Below are 16,750 nucleotides of genomic sequence, written 5' to 3'. Positions count from 1 at the left end.
ATTACCAAAGGCCCGCCCGAGGAAACCAGAAACCGAACTGTTGACGTCGCGGCTTCTGCGCGTTATCGGTGACCACGCGACTTCTCCGACGACGCGACAAGAACTGCCTGGTTTGAGCGTCGCAACTCGCCGCCTTTCCACGAGGGCGCCAGCGTCTCTTTCATGCCTTCGAACAGAGTGGGGAGTGTGATCTTCAAGCAATAGCACAGCGTGGCCAGCGTCAACAGCGAAGGGTTGATGTGTCCTCGTTCTATCTTGGAGATGCGCGAGCGCTCCACCTCCGCATCAAAGGCCAGTTCGACCTGCGTGAGTCCTGCCTGCTCGCGGAAATACCGCAGGTTTCGCCCGAGAGCCAGGGTCACTGCGTTGGGCAACCTGCCCCGCGCAATGCCAGATGGCGTCTTGGATCGTGTGCCTGCATTCATGTCCGAGCAGGCTCGTTGAATGTGCTTGTGGAGGAAACGTCTTAAACGACACATAATCCCGCTGTGCATGTTTTTGAGAACACGGTGCAGCAACGATGCGGAACCAGAGCAGCTACCTTCAGATTCAATGCCACCAGCGATTTCTCGGCGGTGGCCTGCGCGTGATCAGCGGGGGCGTATGACGCGCAAAGAAGCCGCCTCGCCTTTGCCAACGGTCCGCCCCTTGCGGCTGCCGGTCTCGGTGACGCGTGTCCGATCGAGGAAACCAGCACCTGTCGTGCGCAGCCTGTCTGCGGCTCGCATCGGTGCGCAGGTGAGGGCGCTGCGCATGGCGGCCGAGGTGTCTGGCGGCGAGCTGGCCAAGACCTCGGGGATTTCTGCCTCGATGCTCTCGCGCATCGAGCGCGGGCTGGTCTCGCCTTCGGTGGAGACCCTGGAGCATCTCGCGAATGGTCTTGGGGTGCCGACGTCGCGGTTCTTCGGCGATCAGGCGCGGCGCACCGACTTCTGCCATGTGCGCGCAGGCCATGGTGTCTTGGTCGATCGCATCGGCGCGGTGGCGGACTACCGCTATGAGCTGCTGGGCCACCTGCTGTCGGGTAACCTGTTCGTGGAGCCCTACCTGGTCACGCTGCTGCCGGGCGCCGATCCCTATGTGACCTTCCAGCATCCAGGCCTCAAGTTCCTGTATTTCCTGTCCGGGGAGGTCCGCTACCGTTACGGCGGCAGGACTGCGGAGGTGAGGGCAGGGGACTCGCTGCTGTTCGATGCGACCGCACTGCACGGGATTGAGGCCATCCAGACCCAGCCGGTCTCTTACCTGTCGGTGGTGTTCACGCTGCGGGAGTAGGCTGTTCTTGGCGGCACTGGCGCACCGCGGGGCGGCGCGAACGCCCATTCGATGGTTCACCCGCGAATTCGCTGCGTGCCGAATTCACTTCTCTGTCCGGCTCCACTTCTAGGTGTTCGGCATGCCGAACACCGAGAAGGTCTCGAACGGCAGCATCAGCGGAGTCTTCTGCTTGATGGGGCCGTGAGGAAGCCATGCAGCGGCCGTGTGGACTTGCTTAGCGAGCGGAACGAATTCTCGGTTTCGCTAGCCAGGACGCGGCGGTCGCAGGACGACGTCGAAACTTCGAGGGCGAAGTCCTCGTGCGGCTACGAGTGCGGGACCGTTCCGTCTACTTCCGTAGTGTTCGGCATGCCGAACATCGATGGAGGCCTTCGAGCTGTCGATCGACGGCAACGCTCCGGAGCTGCGAAACAGCGAGGTGAACTCGACGCTGGAATTCCGAGGGCAACGTCCCGGTGCGGCCATGAGGGCGGGATCGTTCCGTCTACTTCCGAAATGTTCGGCATGCCGAACATTGATGGTGGTCTTCAAGCTGTCGATTGACGGCAACGCTCCGGGCCGCGAAACGGCGAGGTGAGCTCGACGCTGGAATCCGAGGGCAACCTCCTTGTGCGGCTATGAGGGCGGGATCGTTCCGTCTACCTGCGTGATGTTCGGCATGCCGAACATTGATGGAGCGCTCTGAATTCCCGATCGATAGCAACGCTCCGGGAGCGGCGAAACGGCGAGGGGAGTTCGACGCTGGAATTCCGAGGGCAAAGTCCTTGTGCGGCTATGAGGGCAGGATAGACTGCCGTCAGACATTGTTAACAGCGATGGCGTTGCAATGACCAAGTCCTCTCGATCGAGCCGCATGATCGGAACCCGGGTGCCGCCCGAGACGAGGGCGTGCTTCGCCGCGCTGGCCGCCCGTCATCATCTCAGTGCGTCGAGCCTGCTCGCGAAGATGGTCGACGAGGTCCTCAAGACCCACGGCGTCATCTCGCCGGGCTCGGGCGAACAGCGATTCCCACACGAAACGGAAAGCGACATTGGCGCGGCGGATCGCATCACGCTGCGGCTTCGCCAAGGCGATCGCGCGCTGGCGACAGAGCGAGCCCGTGCCCGTGGGATGAAGACAGCCAGCTACCTGGCCCTGCTGATCCACAACCATGTGCGTGACGCGGCCGTGCTGCCGCCGAACGAACTGGACCAGATCAAGGTGACCGGCGCCCGACTGGCTGCACTGGGACGGCAGCTTCGAACGTTCGGCACGCCGAACACTCAGCCAGCGACGGTGGCACCGGACCTCAGTGAAGCGATTGCGTCAGTCCGGCGGGAAGTCGAAGTGGCACGCGAAGCCACGGCCGCCCTCGTGCGGCGCAACCTCATCAGCTGGGAGACCGGCGCCGGGAGTGCCCATGCCTAAACAGAGGGTGCGCGCAGGCCGAAGCGACCGCGGCCCGGCCGGTGCGCCGCGCGACATGACCCTGGACATCGTGAGCTACGGCCGGCGAGGACCGGGCGGCCAGCTGCGCTTCGGCGCCGACCAGATCGCGCAGATCCAGCGCACGGTGGGGCGCACGCCCGAGGTGATGGTGAAGGTCTCCGGCGGCGGACGGGATGTCGGCGGCGTCGAGGCCCATCTGCGCTACATCGGCCGGCACGGCAAGCTGCCGATCGAAACCGACGAGGGGCTGACGCCGCAGGGCCGGGGTGCAGGCAAGGAGATCGCGGCCGACTGGCAGCTGGAGCTTTGCAGAAGCCAGTACAAGCCGAAACCCGCGCCGGGGCAGAAAGACACGCGTGCGAAGCTGGTGCACAACATCGTCCTGTCCATGCCCGCCGGCACGCCGCCGGACAAGGTACGGGCGGCCGCCCGCGTCTTTGCGCGCGAGAACTTCGCGCTGCAGTATCGCTACGCCATGGTGCTGCACACCGATCAACCGCACCCGCATGTGCACCTGGTGGTCAAGTGCGAGCACGAGTTCGAGCCCGGCCAGCGCCTCTACATCCGAAAGGACACGCTGCGCCAGTGGCGCGAGCAGTTCGCCGCACTGATGCGAGAGCAGGGCGTGGCGGCCAATGCCACGCCGCGCCAAGTGCGAGGGCAGACCCGCAAGCCGTACAGGGATGCGATCCATCATCGGCTGCGCGCGTTTCGGGCATTCGGGCAACTGCCCTTGAGCGACCGAGCCAGGCATCGGTCGCCGAAGACCTCGACCTTCATGCGCGCCAAGCTGGAGAGCCTGCTCCAGGCGCTGGGTTCGGGGCGAGGCGCCGTGGATGACGGCCAAGAGAAGATGCGAAACACCCGGCGGGCAGTGGTCGCAGATTGGCGCGCCACAGCAGATGCGCTTCGAAGACAGGGCGAGGCAGATCTTGCCGACCAAGTGGATCATTTCGTCGCACGAATGCCGGACGTGCAGACCGAAGCGCAGCGATTGGCGGAGCGTTGGAGAGGGGCGGAGAGAAGTCGAGTGCTGGAGCACGCGAAGGACCAGCCCATGCTGCCAAAGATTCGGTGAATGGCTGCGCTCGTGCGACTGGTGAGGCAAGGCTTGCGGCTGTGGCACGTGAACCTTCGTGCGATTGGATGCCCCGCAACTTCGCGCGCACCGAGGTCCCTCACAGCTGCAAGCTTTCGAGCTGCCCTGCCTGCGGACGTGCCTTGTCTTGGCCTCGCTGAAGAATGACGCCACCTGACCCAGTCGTGTGCGAAATTGGTAAGGGCGAATGCGGCCAAAGTCCGGAGTTTTGTGACCGATCAACGTCCATTCATGAAAAGCTACGTCCTTGCTCTCGATCTCGAAGGCACATTGATCTCAAATGCGATGAGCCAGATACCGTGGCCAGGTCTGGCTGGATTCCTGAATCGTTGCGCTGAACTTTTTCCCCGCATCGTCATGTTCACCCCACTGTCAAGGAAGAACGGTTCAGGAAGATCGCGCGCTTATTGGTGGACGAGGGCGTCGCGCCCCCCTGGTTTGCGGAAGTGGAATACATCACTTGGCAAGGCGAGACAAAAAACCTTCGGTTTGTCCCTGGCGTACATCCACATCAAGTATTGCCGGTCGATGACTTTGAGAAGTACGTTCATCTCGGCCAAGAAGCACAGTGGCTGCAAATTGAGCACTTTGACCATCCCTACAGTTCAGCGGATACCGGCCTCGCCAACATGCTCAACACACTGGCGGCGCGTATTTGATAGATGACCTTCGGCGGGCGAACTGAGTTTTTCCACGTGGACGCACTTAGCGCATCACGGGGCGGCTTACAAAACTATCAATTTGCAGAGATCAACACCCGCGTTCTGCTGCTGGCCAAGCTTGTCGAGGAAACCAAGTCCGTTCGAATCTCTCTCCCAGAATGAAGGGGCGGACTTTCGGTTGCTGCGACTGCACGCCGACCGGGTCCGTGTCGGCTATCGGGGCTGAGGCAATACCCTCGGTGTGGCTGTTGCGGCACCTCACCCGCGCCGCCATCGCCGCCTCATTTCAGTCGCAGTATCAAGCGACGTCAGCAACTGGCTCCGGGAGCCAGTTGGTCGTGTCGCCCGACACGCGGTCGTCGTCGTCGGCACTTGTCGGATCGCGTTGGGAGTGCGCAAACGCATCCCGCAATGCTGCGGGCGACCATTCGTCGTATTGGACCCACACATCCCGCAGCGAAATGTAGGCCGTATTGATTACGTTCGGCCGGCGGTCTCGCGAACAGGTCGGATCTGTGAATTTGTACCGCGCGTCCTCGCGCACCCGTTCCGCATAATCGCTCCCCGTCTCGTGCGTCTTGTCACAAAAGACGTCGCAAGCAGACAACACCGAGGGAGCGCCGAACAATGAATCGTTATCTGCATCGCATCATCTTCAACGCCGCCAGAGGCATGCGGATGGTGGTGCAAGAAACAGCCAGCAGCACGGGGAAGGGCAAATCCAAACCCACGGGCGGGCCCGGCGGCGCGGGCGCCGCGGTGAAGGCTGTCGCGTTGCTCGGTGCACTGGTCGCGCTTCCTGGAGAAGCCCAGATCGTCGGCGCGCCCAACGTTCCCGCCAACCTGCGGCCCACGGTGCTGGTCGCGCCCAACGGCGTGCCGCTCATCAACATCCAGACGCCCAGCGCCGCCGGTGTCTCGCGCAATGTGTACCAGCAGTTCAACGTGGCGCCCAACGGCGCCATCCTGAACAACAGCCGCACCAATGTGCAGAGCCAGCTCGGCGGGTTCGTGCAAGGCAATCCGTATCTCGCGACCGGGCCTGCACGCATCATCCTCAATGAGGTGAACGGCGGCAGCCCGAGCCAGCTGCGCGGCTACATCGAAGTGGCGGGGCAGCGGGCCGAGGTGGTCATCGCCAACCCGGCCGGCATCAGCGTCGACGGCGGCGGCTTCATCAATGCGAGCCGGGCCACGCTGACCACCGGCACGCCGCAGTTCAATGCCGTGGGCGGCCTGGACAGCTTCCTCGTGCGCGGCGGCACCATCACCATCGACGGCGCGGGCCTGGACGCCAGCAAGACCGACTACGCCGCCATCCTCGCGCGCGCCGTGCAGGCCAACGCCGGCATCTGGGCCAGCGAACTGAAGGTGGTGACCGGCGCCAACACGGTCAGCGCCGACCACAGCCAGGTCACGCCCACCGCGGGCACCGGCACGGCGCCCACCTTTGCCCTGGACGTCGCTGCGCTCGGCGGCATGTACGCCGGCAAGATCACCCTCATCGGCACCGAGGCCGGCCTGGGCGTGCGCAACGCCGGCACCATCCAGGCCGCGCCGGGCGCCGCCGCGCTGATGGGCGCGGGCCAACTGGTGGTCACCAGCGCCGGGCGCCTGGAGAACATCGGCACGCTCCAGGCCACCGCCGATGCGAACCTCGCGGCCTCGGCCCTCGCCAACAGCGGCCGCATCAGCAGCGGCGGCAACCTCAAGATCACGACCCAGGGCGACCTGGCCAATGCACTCAACGGCGCGGGCGGCACGCTCGAAGGCGCGCGGCTGGAGCTCGCCAGCACCGGAGGCGACATCGACAACCGCGGCGGCACCCTGCGCCAGACCAGCAGCGCCGGTCTCGGGCTGAGCGCGCCGGCCCTGAGCAACACCAGCGGCGGCGTCATCGGGCTGGAGCCCGTGGCGGCTGCGCCGTCCACCTCTGGCACCGGAACGGGCGGCGGCACGGGCACAGGAACAGGCACGGGCGGCACCACCGACCCCGCCGCGCCAACCACGGGCACCGGCACGGAGACCGGCTCCGGCAGCACCGTCACGCCCGCCCCGTACGTTCCACCGTCGCCAGGTGCGATCACCGCCAGCGGCACGATCCGCAACGACAGCGGCAAGATCTACGCCGGCGGGCCCATCAGCCTGCAAAGCGCCAACATCAACAACAACGGCGGCACGCTGAATGTCGCCAACATGGCCGTGAGCCAGCCGACGTTCGACAACCACGGCGGCACGCTGAACGTCAGCAACGGCTTCAGCGCCAATGTCGATCGGTTCGACAACACCGGCGGCACGCTCAACGCGGGCAGCCTGAACATCACCACGACCGGCGACCTGGTCAATGTCGACGGCAAGCTGACCAGCGCGGCCGACGCCACGCTGACCGTGGGCGGACAGGCCGACAACACGCGCGGCGTGATTTCGGCAACGGGTGCGTTGACGGCCAACGTGGCGGGCGCGGTGAACAACACCGGCGGCACACTGGTGGCGAACCAAGGCGTCGCGCTCGGCGCGGGCAGCCTGGACAACACGCAGGGCAGCATCCAGTCGGCGCAGGCTGCAGTGCAGCTGGGGGTGACTAACCAACTGACCAATGGCAGCAGCGGCACGATCGGGGCGGCCACCGACCTGAAGGTGCAGGCGGGTTCACTCGTCAACTCCAATGGCGCCAGCCTGCGCGGCGCGAACGATGTGAGTGTCGCGGTCGGCGGGGCGATGACCAACGACGGCAGCATCACGGCCGGGCGGCACACGGCGGTCGCCGCAGGCAGCCTGCAAAGCGGCAGCACCGGCGTGCTGGGTGCCGGCATCCAGAGCGACGGCAAGCTTGGCGCAGCGGGTGACCTGGTCGTGACCACGAGCGGCGCCTTGGTCGCCAATGGCACCAACCTGGCGGCTGGCAATGCCACGTTGCAGGGTGCAAGCGTCGATCTCTCGGCCAGCCAGACCAGTGCGGCGAATATTGCGGTTACGGCGACGCAGGGCAACGTGACCACCGACAAGGCCACGATCACAACGCCGGGCACGTTGAGCGTGACTGCCAACGCACAGCCTAGCCAGACGCTGGTCAACGAGGGCGGCAAGCTCAGCGCCAATCAGCTGGACCTGAATGTCTCCAACCTCGCCAACACGAACGGCGGCGAGATCGTGCAGACCGGCACGAGGGCGACCACCATCGCGACCTCGGGCGCCATCGACAACAGCGGCGCCACGCTGGCCAGCAACGGCAGCCTCGCCCTCACCGCAGCCAGCCTGAACAACCGGGGCGGCACACTGCAGGCCGCCCAGGTCTCCGACCTGAGCGTCAATGTGACGGGTCTGCTGGACAACGGCCAGGGTGAGATCAGTGCGGGCGGCAACACGACCCTGCAAGCCGGCAGCCTTGCCAACGATGCCGGGCGCGTCACGGCTGCCACGGGGGATGTCGCAAGCACCACGAGCGGCGCCACCAGCAACCGTGGCGGCACCATCGCCGCCAATGGCAGTACCGCATTGAATGCCGGCAGCCTGGACAACAGCGGCGGCACCGTGTCCGCGCTGAACCGCCTGGCGGTCAATGTCCAGGGCGCAGTCGACAACACGGCCGGCACGCTGGCGGCCACCCAGGAGCTGGCCCTCGACGCCGGCTCGCTCGCCAACGACAAGGGCTCGATCCAGTCGGCCCAGGCCGCGACCCAGGTGAACGTCACCGGCGCTTTGACCAATGGCCAGGGCTACATCGGCGCCGCCACCGACCTCAGCGTGCAGGCGGGCAGCCTGAGCAACGCCGCGGGCGGCAGCCTGCGCGGGGCCAACGACACCACCGTGGCAGTGGCTGGCCTGCTCGCCAACGACGGCAGCATCACGGCCGGGCGAAATGCCACCATCACCACCGGCAGCCTGCAAGGCGGCAGCACCGGCGTGCTCGGTGCAGGCGTCCAGAGCGATGGCAAGCTCGGTACGGTGGGCGAGTTGAGTGTGACGGTCTCCGGGGCGCTCGCCACACACGGCACCAACCTGGCAGCCGGCAATGCCGCGCTGCAAGGCGCCAGTGTCGATGTCTCGGCCGGTCAGACCAGCGCCGCGAACATCGCGATCACGGCCACGCAGGGCGACGTGATCACCAGCAAAGCTACGGTCGTCACGCCGGGAACCCTGAGCGTGACCGCCAACAGCAAGGCGCCGCAGACCCTTGTCAACGACGCGGGCCGGCTCAACGCGAAACAGCTCGACCTGAAGCTTTCGAACCTCGCCAACACGAACGGCGGCGAGATCGTGCAGACGGGCACGGGCGCGACCACCATTGCGACCACCGGCACCCTGAACAACAACGGCGGACGCATCGCGAGCAATGGGCAGGACCTGAGCCTGGGTGGCGCCAACATCACCAACGCCGGCGGCAAGATCGAGCATGCCGGTGTCGGCACGCTGAGCATTGCCGGCGGCAGCTACAACGGCACCAACGGCCAGGTCACGGCCAATGGTGCGCTGACCGTCGCGATGTCGGGCGCGTTCAACCAGGACGGCGCGACGGCCGCAGTCAGCGCCAAGCACATCACCATCGACGCCGGATCGCTCGGCAACCGCGCCGGCGCCCAGATCGTGCAAACCGGCGCCGATGCCACGCGCATCACGGTGGTGGGCGCGCTGGACAACGGCGGCGGCACGCTGGCCAGCAATGGCAACACGACCGTCGCGGCCGGCAGCCTGTCCAACCAGGGCGGCATCCTCCGCGCCGCCGAGGCCTCCGATCTCGGCCTGACCGTGGGCGGCCTGCTCGACAACAGCAGCAAGGGCGTGATCGGCGCGGGCGGCACCACCACCATCGCTGCCGGCAGCTTGAGCAACAACGCGGGCAGCGTGACCGCTGCCGAAGACCTGAGCGTTACCGTGGGCGGCGCGGCCTCGAACGTGGGCGGCACGTTGGCGGCCAACGGCAACACCACGCTCGTGGCCGGAACGCTGGACAACAGCAGCGGAACCGCCGCGGCGGTCAATGGCAACCTGAGCGTCACGACGTCAGGCGCGACGACGAACAACGGCGGCACGTTGCAGGCCGGCGCCGCGACCACGCTGCTCAATAGCGGGCTGAACAATGTCGCGGGCAAGATCTTTGGCAACAGCCTGGCGGTGAACACGCGCGCGAACGGGCAGAACAATGCGCTGGACAACACGCAAGGCACGCTGGCGGCCACCACCACGGTGGCCGTGAACTCGGGCGCGCTCATCAACGCTGCCGGCCTGATCCAGTCGGGCGGCGCGATGACCATCGACACGAATGGTCAGTTGCTCACGAACACGAATGCGGCCGGGTACATCAATGGCCAAGGCGGCATCAGCAGCGGCGGCACGCTGAACCTGACCACCGGGTCGGTCAATAACAACGCGGGCTTCATCGGCGCGAAGAACGCCGTGACGGCCAGCACCCAGGGCTTCTCCAACACGGGCGCAGGCTTGGTGCTCGGGCAGTCCACCGTCGCCATCAACACCAACGCGGCCGCCTACGACAACACCGGCGGCCGCACCCTGGCCGCGGGCGATCTGGCCGTGAACGCCGGGACGCTGACCAATACCAGCGGCCTGATCCGCTCGGCGGCCACAACGACGCTGAACGCCGGCCGCATCGTCAACACCAGCACTCTTGGCACCGAGCAGGGCATCGAAGGCCTGAATGTGGCCGTTGGTGCCGTCAATCTCGACAACAGCTCGGGTGCCATCCGCGCCGACGTCAACGCCACCATCACCAGCGGCGGCACCGTCAACAACACGAATGGCTTGATCTCGGCCGGCAACACGCTCGCCATCGCCGATCCCAATGCCGCCAACCCCGGCGCCAAGACGCTCAACTTGGTCAATACCGGCGGCACGCTGGTGGCCGACAAGAGCCTGAAGATCGATGTTGCGAACTTCAGCGGCGATGGCCGGGCCGTCTCGGGCCAGAACCTGAGCATTGCGCTCCAGCAGGACATCGTGAACAACGGCGAGGTGGCTGCCAATGGCAACCTGAGCTACACGACGACGGGCAACTTCACGAACAACGGCAAGCTGCTGGCGGGCCAGACGCTCACCGTGGGCGGCAACAACGTGGACAACACGGCGAATGCGGAGATGTCGGGGACGAACACCATCGTCAATGCCGGCGGTACGCTGACCAACCGCGGCCTGATTGACAGCCGCGGCGAAACCGAGATCAACGCAGGCGCGCTGAACAACATCGGCACCGGCCGGATCTATGGCGATGCGATTTCCATCTCGGCCGGCACGCTGCTCAACGACAGCGAAACCGCCAATGGCGTGACCAAGGCGGGAACGATCGCATCGCGCGGCGACCTCGACATCGGTGCGGGCACCATCACCAACCGTGAGCACGCCCTGATCTACAGCCAGGGCAACATGTATATCGGTGGCGCCCTCGATGCCAACCGTCAGGCGATCGGCCAAGGTGGGACGCTCGACAACCTGAGCGCCGACATCGAGTCCATTGGCGACATGTCCATCTCGATGGCGCAGGTCAACAACCGCGATGTCCACATCCAGAAGGGCGCGCCCACGGTAACGCCCAGCACCTTGACCGGCATCGCACCCAACACGCTCGTGGGCAGCGGTGTCGGCAGGACCACGACCTATCCATTGGACGAAGTCAATGTCGACCCCGTCAACGGTTTCGTCTATCTCAAGGCTACCGGCGAGCTCGTCGGCATCGGAGGCTACGCCGTCTGGCACAACGCCATCACGACCACGGAAGACACGGCGACCAACATCGACCCCGCCCACTTGGTGGCGGGCGGCAGCATGACCGTCAACGGGCGCCTGTACAACGAGAACAGCCAGGTGCTGGCCGGCGGGACGATCACGGCCACTGACTACCAGTCTTACCAGCTGACGGGTACGCGCACGATCACGGGCTCTGCCACCGTGATCGACAACAAGGGCCAGGTGCAGGCGATGAATGTGCCTCTGATCCTTCCGCCGCAGACCATTTCGCTGGGCGCCTACAAGTACCAGGAAAACATCAATGCGGCCGCCGGCTACAACGCGGGCGTCGCCCCGGTCGGCAGCGGGACGGGCGGGGCGACCGGCAAGGGCGCGGTGGGCGGCGGCCAAGGGCCGGCCACCATTGTCGAAGTGCCGGCGAATGTGGGCGACACAGTCAAGGTCGACGGCCAGAGTGCTGGCAGCGCGACAGGGTCGACCGGACCCGATGGCACGACGGCAACGCAATTGGGTACGGGCGCCACGGACGTAGGTGCCAACGGAGCTGCGACCGGCACCGCTTCGTCGGCCCAAGCCGGCGCAAGCCGGACCGTCCCGATGGTCGTGCGCACCAGCATGCCCAACGTGCGTATCCCGAATGCCAGCCTGTTCAACCTTCGTGCCGGTCCGGGCAGCTACCTGATCGAGACCGACCCGCGCTTCGCCAACTACCGCAACTGGCTCAGCAGCGATTACCTGCTGAACAGCCTCGGCCAGGACCCGAGCAACATCCTCAAGCGCCTGGGCGATGGTTTCTACGAGCAGAAGCTGATCCGCGAACAGGTGGCGCAACTCACAGGCTATCGCTACCTGGATGGCTACAACAGCGACGAAGACCAGTACATGGCGCTGATGGACGCCGGCGTGATTTTCGCGAAGCAATACGGATTGCGCCCGGGCGTGGCGCTGAGCGCGGCGCAGATGGCGCAGCTGACCAGCGACATCGTGTGGCTCGTCGAACAGACGGTGACCTTGCCGGACGGAACGATGCAACGCGTGCTGGTGCCTCAGGTGTATGTGCGTGTGCGGCCAGGCGATATCGACGGTTCAGGCGCATTGTTGAGCGCGGATGCCGCCATCATCAAGAGTTCGGGCGATGTCACCAACACGGGCACCATCGCCGGGAGGCGTCTGGTGTCGATCACGGCCGAGAACGTCAACAATCTTGGCGGCCGCATCTCGGGTGGCAGCGTTGCCCTCGACGCCAGGTCCGATCTGAACAATATCGGCGGCACCATCGATGCGCGGGACACGGCCATGCTGACTGCCGGCCGGGACATCACCATCCGAACGACCACCCAGAGCACGGGCGGGCTGTTGAACAACACGGCCGTGGACCGTGTGGCCGGAGTCTATGTCAGCAACCCTGGCGGTGTGCTGCTGGCCTCTGCCGGCCGCGACGTCAATCTCGTCGGCGCCGTTCTCGCGAACGTCGGCAAGGACAGCCGAACCTTGGTCAATGCGGAGCGGGACGTCAACCTCGGCACCGTCTCTGAATCGAGCACCATCTTCGCCAGCGGCGGCAACAAGGGCCGTAGCTTCAGCGCCGTGTCCTCGCAGAGCCGCGAAATCGGCTCCACCATCGTGGGCAGCGGCAGTGTCGCCATCACCGCGGGCAACGATGTCCGAGCACGCGCCGCTGACGTGTCGGCCGGAGGCACCCTGGCGGTCACCGCTGAGCATGACATCCGCATCGATGCCGGACAGTCAAGCCAAGCAATCCTGACAACCAGCAACTCCTCACGCAAAACGCTCACTTCAAAGAGCAGCAGCTCCGAAATCAAGGCGCAGAGCGACACCACCGTGCTTGGCAGCAACTTCTCCGGGCAGAACGTGGTGATGTCCGCGGGCAATGACCTGGGCGTCCGCGGCAGTCGAGTGTCTGCAGAGAGCCAACTCGTGCTGAGCGCGGGTCGCGATGTGCGCATCGAGAGCGCGCAGGAGCAACATGCGACCGGCAACGTTTCGAGAAGCAGCCAAAGCGGCTTCAACGGAGTGAAAGACAGCCTGCTGTACGGAAAGGGCTACAGCAGCAGTTCCAGCAATCGCAACGAAATGAGTGCTGGCACGACACAGGTCGGCAGCACCATCAGTGGCGGCAGCGTCAGCATCGATGCTGGGCGCGATGCCCAGATCGTGGCGAGCAATGTACTGGCCGACACGAGCATCGCCATTACTGCCGGCCGTAACATCGACGTGCTGGCGGCTCAGGATACCTCTGTGTCGGCAACTGCCAGCAGCGGCAAGAGCCGCAGCTTCAGCCCGTCGCCAGGCCTTGCGCCACGCCATACGGCCTACAGCAATGTGAAGGGTTCGGAGGACGGTACGGGCGAGTCCAGCACCGCCGTCACAAGCCTGATCAGTGCCAACGGCGGCAATCTCACCATGGTGGCTGGCCTGGACTCCAAATATGCGGGCACTGGCCAAGGCAACATCACGGCCGAAGGCGCGGATCTGCTGGCCAAGAACAAAGTCGCCTTGTCTGGCAATGCAGTGAACCTCAACGCCGCCACGTCCAGCGGCAGCAGCAAGCACCACGCAGAATCCAAGAGCCACACCATCGGTGCGCAGCTGAGCGGCATCGTGGGCAGCGCGATCACCAGCGCCTACGATGCGGCGCAGGAGTCGCGCAAGACCGATGACAGCCGGCTGAAGGGCGCCTTGGAACTCAAGGCTGGGTACGACGCCTACAAGCTGGCCACCGATGGGGCGTTAGGGAATGGCATCCAGGGACTGACGGCTGCGGGCACCGGCGGCGACCCCAGCGGTGCGGCCTTTGGTGTGAGCGTGAGCGAAAGCCGCACACGTTCGCGTAGCGACACGGCCGAGGTCTACAGCAACCAGCGCGGCACCAACATCCAGGCCGGCAGCATCGACATCACCGCGCGCGAGACCGACATCAACATGCAGGGTGCCAAGCTGCAGGCTCGCGATATCGCGCTGGACGCGAAGCGCGACATCAACATGCTCGCCGCGGAAAACAAGGCGGCCACCCTCAGTACCAATTCGGGCAGTTCGCTCGGCGGGGGCGTGACCTTCGGCTTCGGTTCGCAGAACGGCTTCAGCATCCAGGTCAATGCCGGCAGCAACCAGGGCAAGGCCACGGGCATCGAGACGCGCCACGACAACACCCTCATCACCGCCACCGACTCCGTGAAGATCAAGAGCGGCGGCGACGTGAACATGAAGGGGGCGCAGATCACGGCCGATTCGGTCAAGGCCGACATCGCAGGCAACCTGAACATCGAGAGCCTGCAGGACAGCACCACCTACAACAGCAACCAGAGCAGCAGCGGAGTCGCGCTCAGCCTGTGTATTCCGCCGATCTGCTACGGTCAGTTCGTCTCCGCCACGGTCGATGCCTCCAAACAGAGAGTCGACCATAACTACCGCAGCGCCACCGGGCAAAGTGGCATCGCTGCGGGCAATGGCGGCTACGACGTGTCGGTCAAGGGCAACACTGATCTGAAGGGCGGTGCGATCACCAGCACGGCGCCTGAAAGCAAGAACAGCCTGGTCACCGGGAGCCTCACAACCAGCGATCTGCAAAACCGGCAGAACACCAATTCAAGCAGCAGCGCCGTCAGCCTGAGCTTCAGCTATGGCACGGGTGCAGCGAACAACGTGCTGAGCAACGTAGCTCGGAGCGCGACCAACACCGTGCTGGCGAATCTGAACGGAGGCAAGGGACTGCCTGCGGATAACAGCCAGTCCAGCCAGACCTTGAGCGTGATCAGCCCGGGCAACATCAAGATCGTTGGCACAGGCGTCAAGGAGATCGACGACAAGAGCAACGCCAACGTGGCCACTCTGACAACTAGGGATCCGGTTACGGCCAACGGCGCGCTCGTCAATACGCTGACCTTGCAACAGGCCAAGGAGATTCCGAGACTGCAGCAGCAAGCGCAAGATCATCAGCGCGCAGCTCAGCTCGTGGGCAGCGTTTTGAGCGGCGTGATTGGAGACGTGAGCCAGTCGTTAAATCAACAAGCGCAGGCCCAAGAGAATGCAAGAGCGCTCGCTGCTGGAGAAGCTCCACGGACTGTGACCAACTTTGCAGATGGTTCGTTGGAAAAAACTGTACTGCACGGGATTGCCGGGTTCATCCAGGCCAAAGTCGGCGACGGCAGCGGTTTGGCGGGGGCCGCTGCTGGTGTTGTCAACGAGCAGTTGCTGCCTGCGATGGAGAAATACTTAAAGGAGAACGGCTATGACTACAACGACCCTTCGTTAACGGTTGAGCAAGCTGCACAGAAGAAGAGTGACTACAGCGCGCTATTGACGGCCGCTTCGACTTTGGTGGGTGCGGCTGTTGGCACGGTGGCTGGCGGAAGCTCGAGTGCCGGCGTCGGCGCGACAGTTGCCAACAATGCAACGGTCAACAATTTTCTAAAGCACGACCAAGTGGCCGCGATGAAGAAGGAGTTCGCGGCGTGCAGGGCCAAGGGGGAGTGCAATGATGAGGAAGTCCGAGCGATCGCGGGCAAATATGCTGCCCTCTCGCAGAAGAACATCGATCTGATCAAGTCCTACATCAAGGCCGGCGACGTCGCCAGTGTCAGTGCCTTGGAAAGCCAAGCAGCCAGTGCTGCCGACGTGGATTCGGCCATCCCGTTTGGCTATGCCCAGATGTCAACCGTATTCCAAGGCTGGCAGAACAACGTGAACGTCTTGGGCACAGTTGGCGGGGTGGGGGCACTGGGTGGCACTGACGTCCAACAGGCACTGGAAGTAGCGAAGTTCCGACAGACCTACTGCGGAGGGCTCAGTGCTGGAGCTTGCGACGCAAGGGTGGACGACGCTATTGCCGACAGAGCGACGCGTGCCTTGATACTCGGAGCCACCACCGTCGCGATTCCGACGGCCATACAGGCCCTAGGAGGATTACGCCCTGTCAGCCCCTCCAGGAATTCTGTTCGGCCAACGGAGATCACCAGCGACGGGGATCTTTCAAATGTCTATTCGACGCAGAATCAAACCGTCGTCCATATGCCCATCAGGGGCACTTCCATTGAGGACATTTCTGGGGCAACAGTATTCACGATGCCCCCACAAGGACAAAGAATCTCGGGGCAAAACGCCGGGGTGCGGCTTGGGGCTTGGGGTGAAGGTCCGAGCGGCCTCGGTACGGAGATCATTGAGCAACTGTCGCCAGGGACCAGGCCCCTGCAAACCGGCGGAGGCTATGGTGTGGATAGCATTGGCGGGAAGATTAATACGGAGAACAAGACGATTCCCGCATTCGAGATCAAAACGACTGATACCGGGAATCGGCAGCCTGTCGACAAACCAAAGCCGCTTCCTGAACGAGTGAATGATTGGGTCAATGAAGCCGCGAATACAGGCATGATCAGTGGACAGCGCGTTAGCGCAGCTGATAGGGCGTATGCAAGGGGGCTACAAAATTTGCTTCGCGAAGGCTATACGATTCAACCTTACGTAGTTGAAGTCGCTGTCCCACCGCAAGGGCAGAGTGCGCGTCCGACAGTGACCGTAGTTCCGTGGCCTGTTCCCAAGGGGTTACCACGTCCTGGCACCGCACCTTGA

At 64.5% G+C, this 16,750-nt stretch carries 7 protein-coding genes; 6 read left to right on the top strand and 1 reads right to left on the bottom strand.

Annotated features, from left to right (window positions below):
• Positions 1–62 precede the first annotated feature (62 nt).
• The gene (locus tag ACAM58_RS22505) at positions 63–425 is read right to left on the bottom strand and encodes a helix-turn-helix domain-containing protein (protein WP_026284333.1); all 363 of its coding nucleotides are present in this window, start codon (positions 423–425) and stop codon (positions 63–65) included.
• A gap of 277 nt (positions 426–702) precedes the next feature.
• On the opposite strand from ACAM58_RS22505, the gene ACAM58_RS22500 reads away from it, so the two are divergent.
• The 6 genes from ACAM58_RS22500 to ACAM58_RS22475 all read left to right on the top strand — a co-directional run bounded on the left by ACAM58_RS22500 (position 703) and on the right by ACAM58_RS22475 (position 16,750).
• Positions 703–1,275, top strand: coding sequence for a cupin domain-containing protein (locus ACAM58_RS22500; RefSeq protein WP_028256538.1), 573 nt, complete (start codon positions 703–705; stop codon positions 1,273–1,275).
• An 829-nt stretch (positions 1,276–2,104) separates the two neighbouring features.
• Positions 2,105–2,686, top strand: coding sequence for a hypothetical protein (locus ACAM58_RS22495; RefSeq protein ID WP_230537984.1), 582 nt, complete (start codon positions 2,105–2,107; stop codon positions 2,684–2,686).
• A gap of 7 nt (positions 2,687–2,693) precedes the next feature.
• Positions 2,694–3,785: a relaxase/mobilization nuclease domain-containing protein gene (locus ACAM58_RS22490; protein ID WP_369664508.1), complete on the top strand. Its 1,092-nt coding sequence runs from the start codon at positions 2,694–2,696 to the stop codon at positions 3,783–3,785.
• Between the two features lie 467 nt (positions 3,786–4,252).
• The gene (locus tag ACAM58_RS22485; RefSeq protein WP_208856273.1) at positions 4,253–4,465 is read left to right on the top strand and encodes a hypothetical protein; all 213 of its coding nucleotides are present in this window, start codon (positions 4,253–4,255) and stop codon (positions 4,463–4,465) included.
• A gap of 36 nt (positions 4,466–4,501) precedes the next feature.
• Positions 4,502–4,630 carry a hypothetical protein gene (locus ACAM58_RS22480; protein ID WP_268969341.1) on the top strand — a complete coding sequence of 43 codons (129 nt, stop codon included), beginning with the start codon at positions 4,502–4,504 and terminating at the stop codon, positions 4,628–4,630.
• Between the two features lie 465 nt (positions 4,631–5,095).
• Entirely contained in the window at positions 5,096–16,750 is an 11,655-nt protein-coding gene (locus ACAM58_RS22475; RefSeq protein WP_369663565.1) for a hemagglutinin repeat-containing protein, read from the top strand.

This window comes from Variovorax sp. V116, assembly GCF_041154435.1.
In the GTDB taxonomy this organism is placed as follows: domain Bacteria; phylum Pseudomonadota; class Gammaproteobacteria; order Burkholderiales; family Burkholderiaceae_C; genus Variovorax; species Variovorax paradoxus.
This window is presented reverse-complemented; position numbering and strand designations above follow the sequence as displayed.

Bases quoted from the DNA above. Each gene is read 5' to 3' on its own strand.
- ACAM58_RS22495 (WP_230537984.1), top strand. From the start codon at position 2,105: ATGACCAAGTCCTCTCGATCGAGCCGCATGATCGGAACCCGGGTGCCG.
- ACAM58_RS22505 (WP_026284333.1), bottom strand. From the start codon at position 425: ATGAATGCAGGCACACGATCCAAGACGCCATCTGGCATTGCGCGGGGC.
- ACAM58_RS22475 (WP_369663565.1), top strand. From the start codon at position 5,096: ATGAATCGTTATCTGCATCGCATCATCTTCAACGCCGCCAGAGGCATG.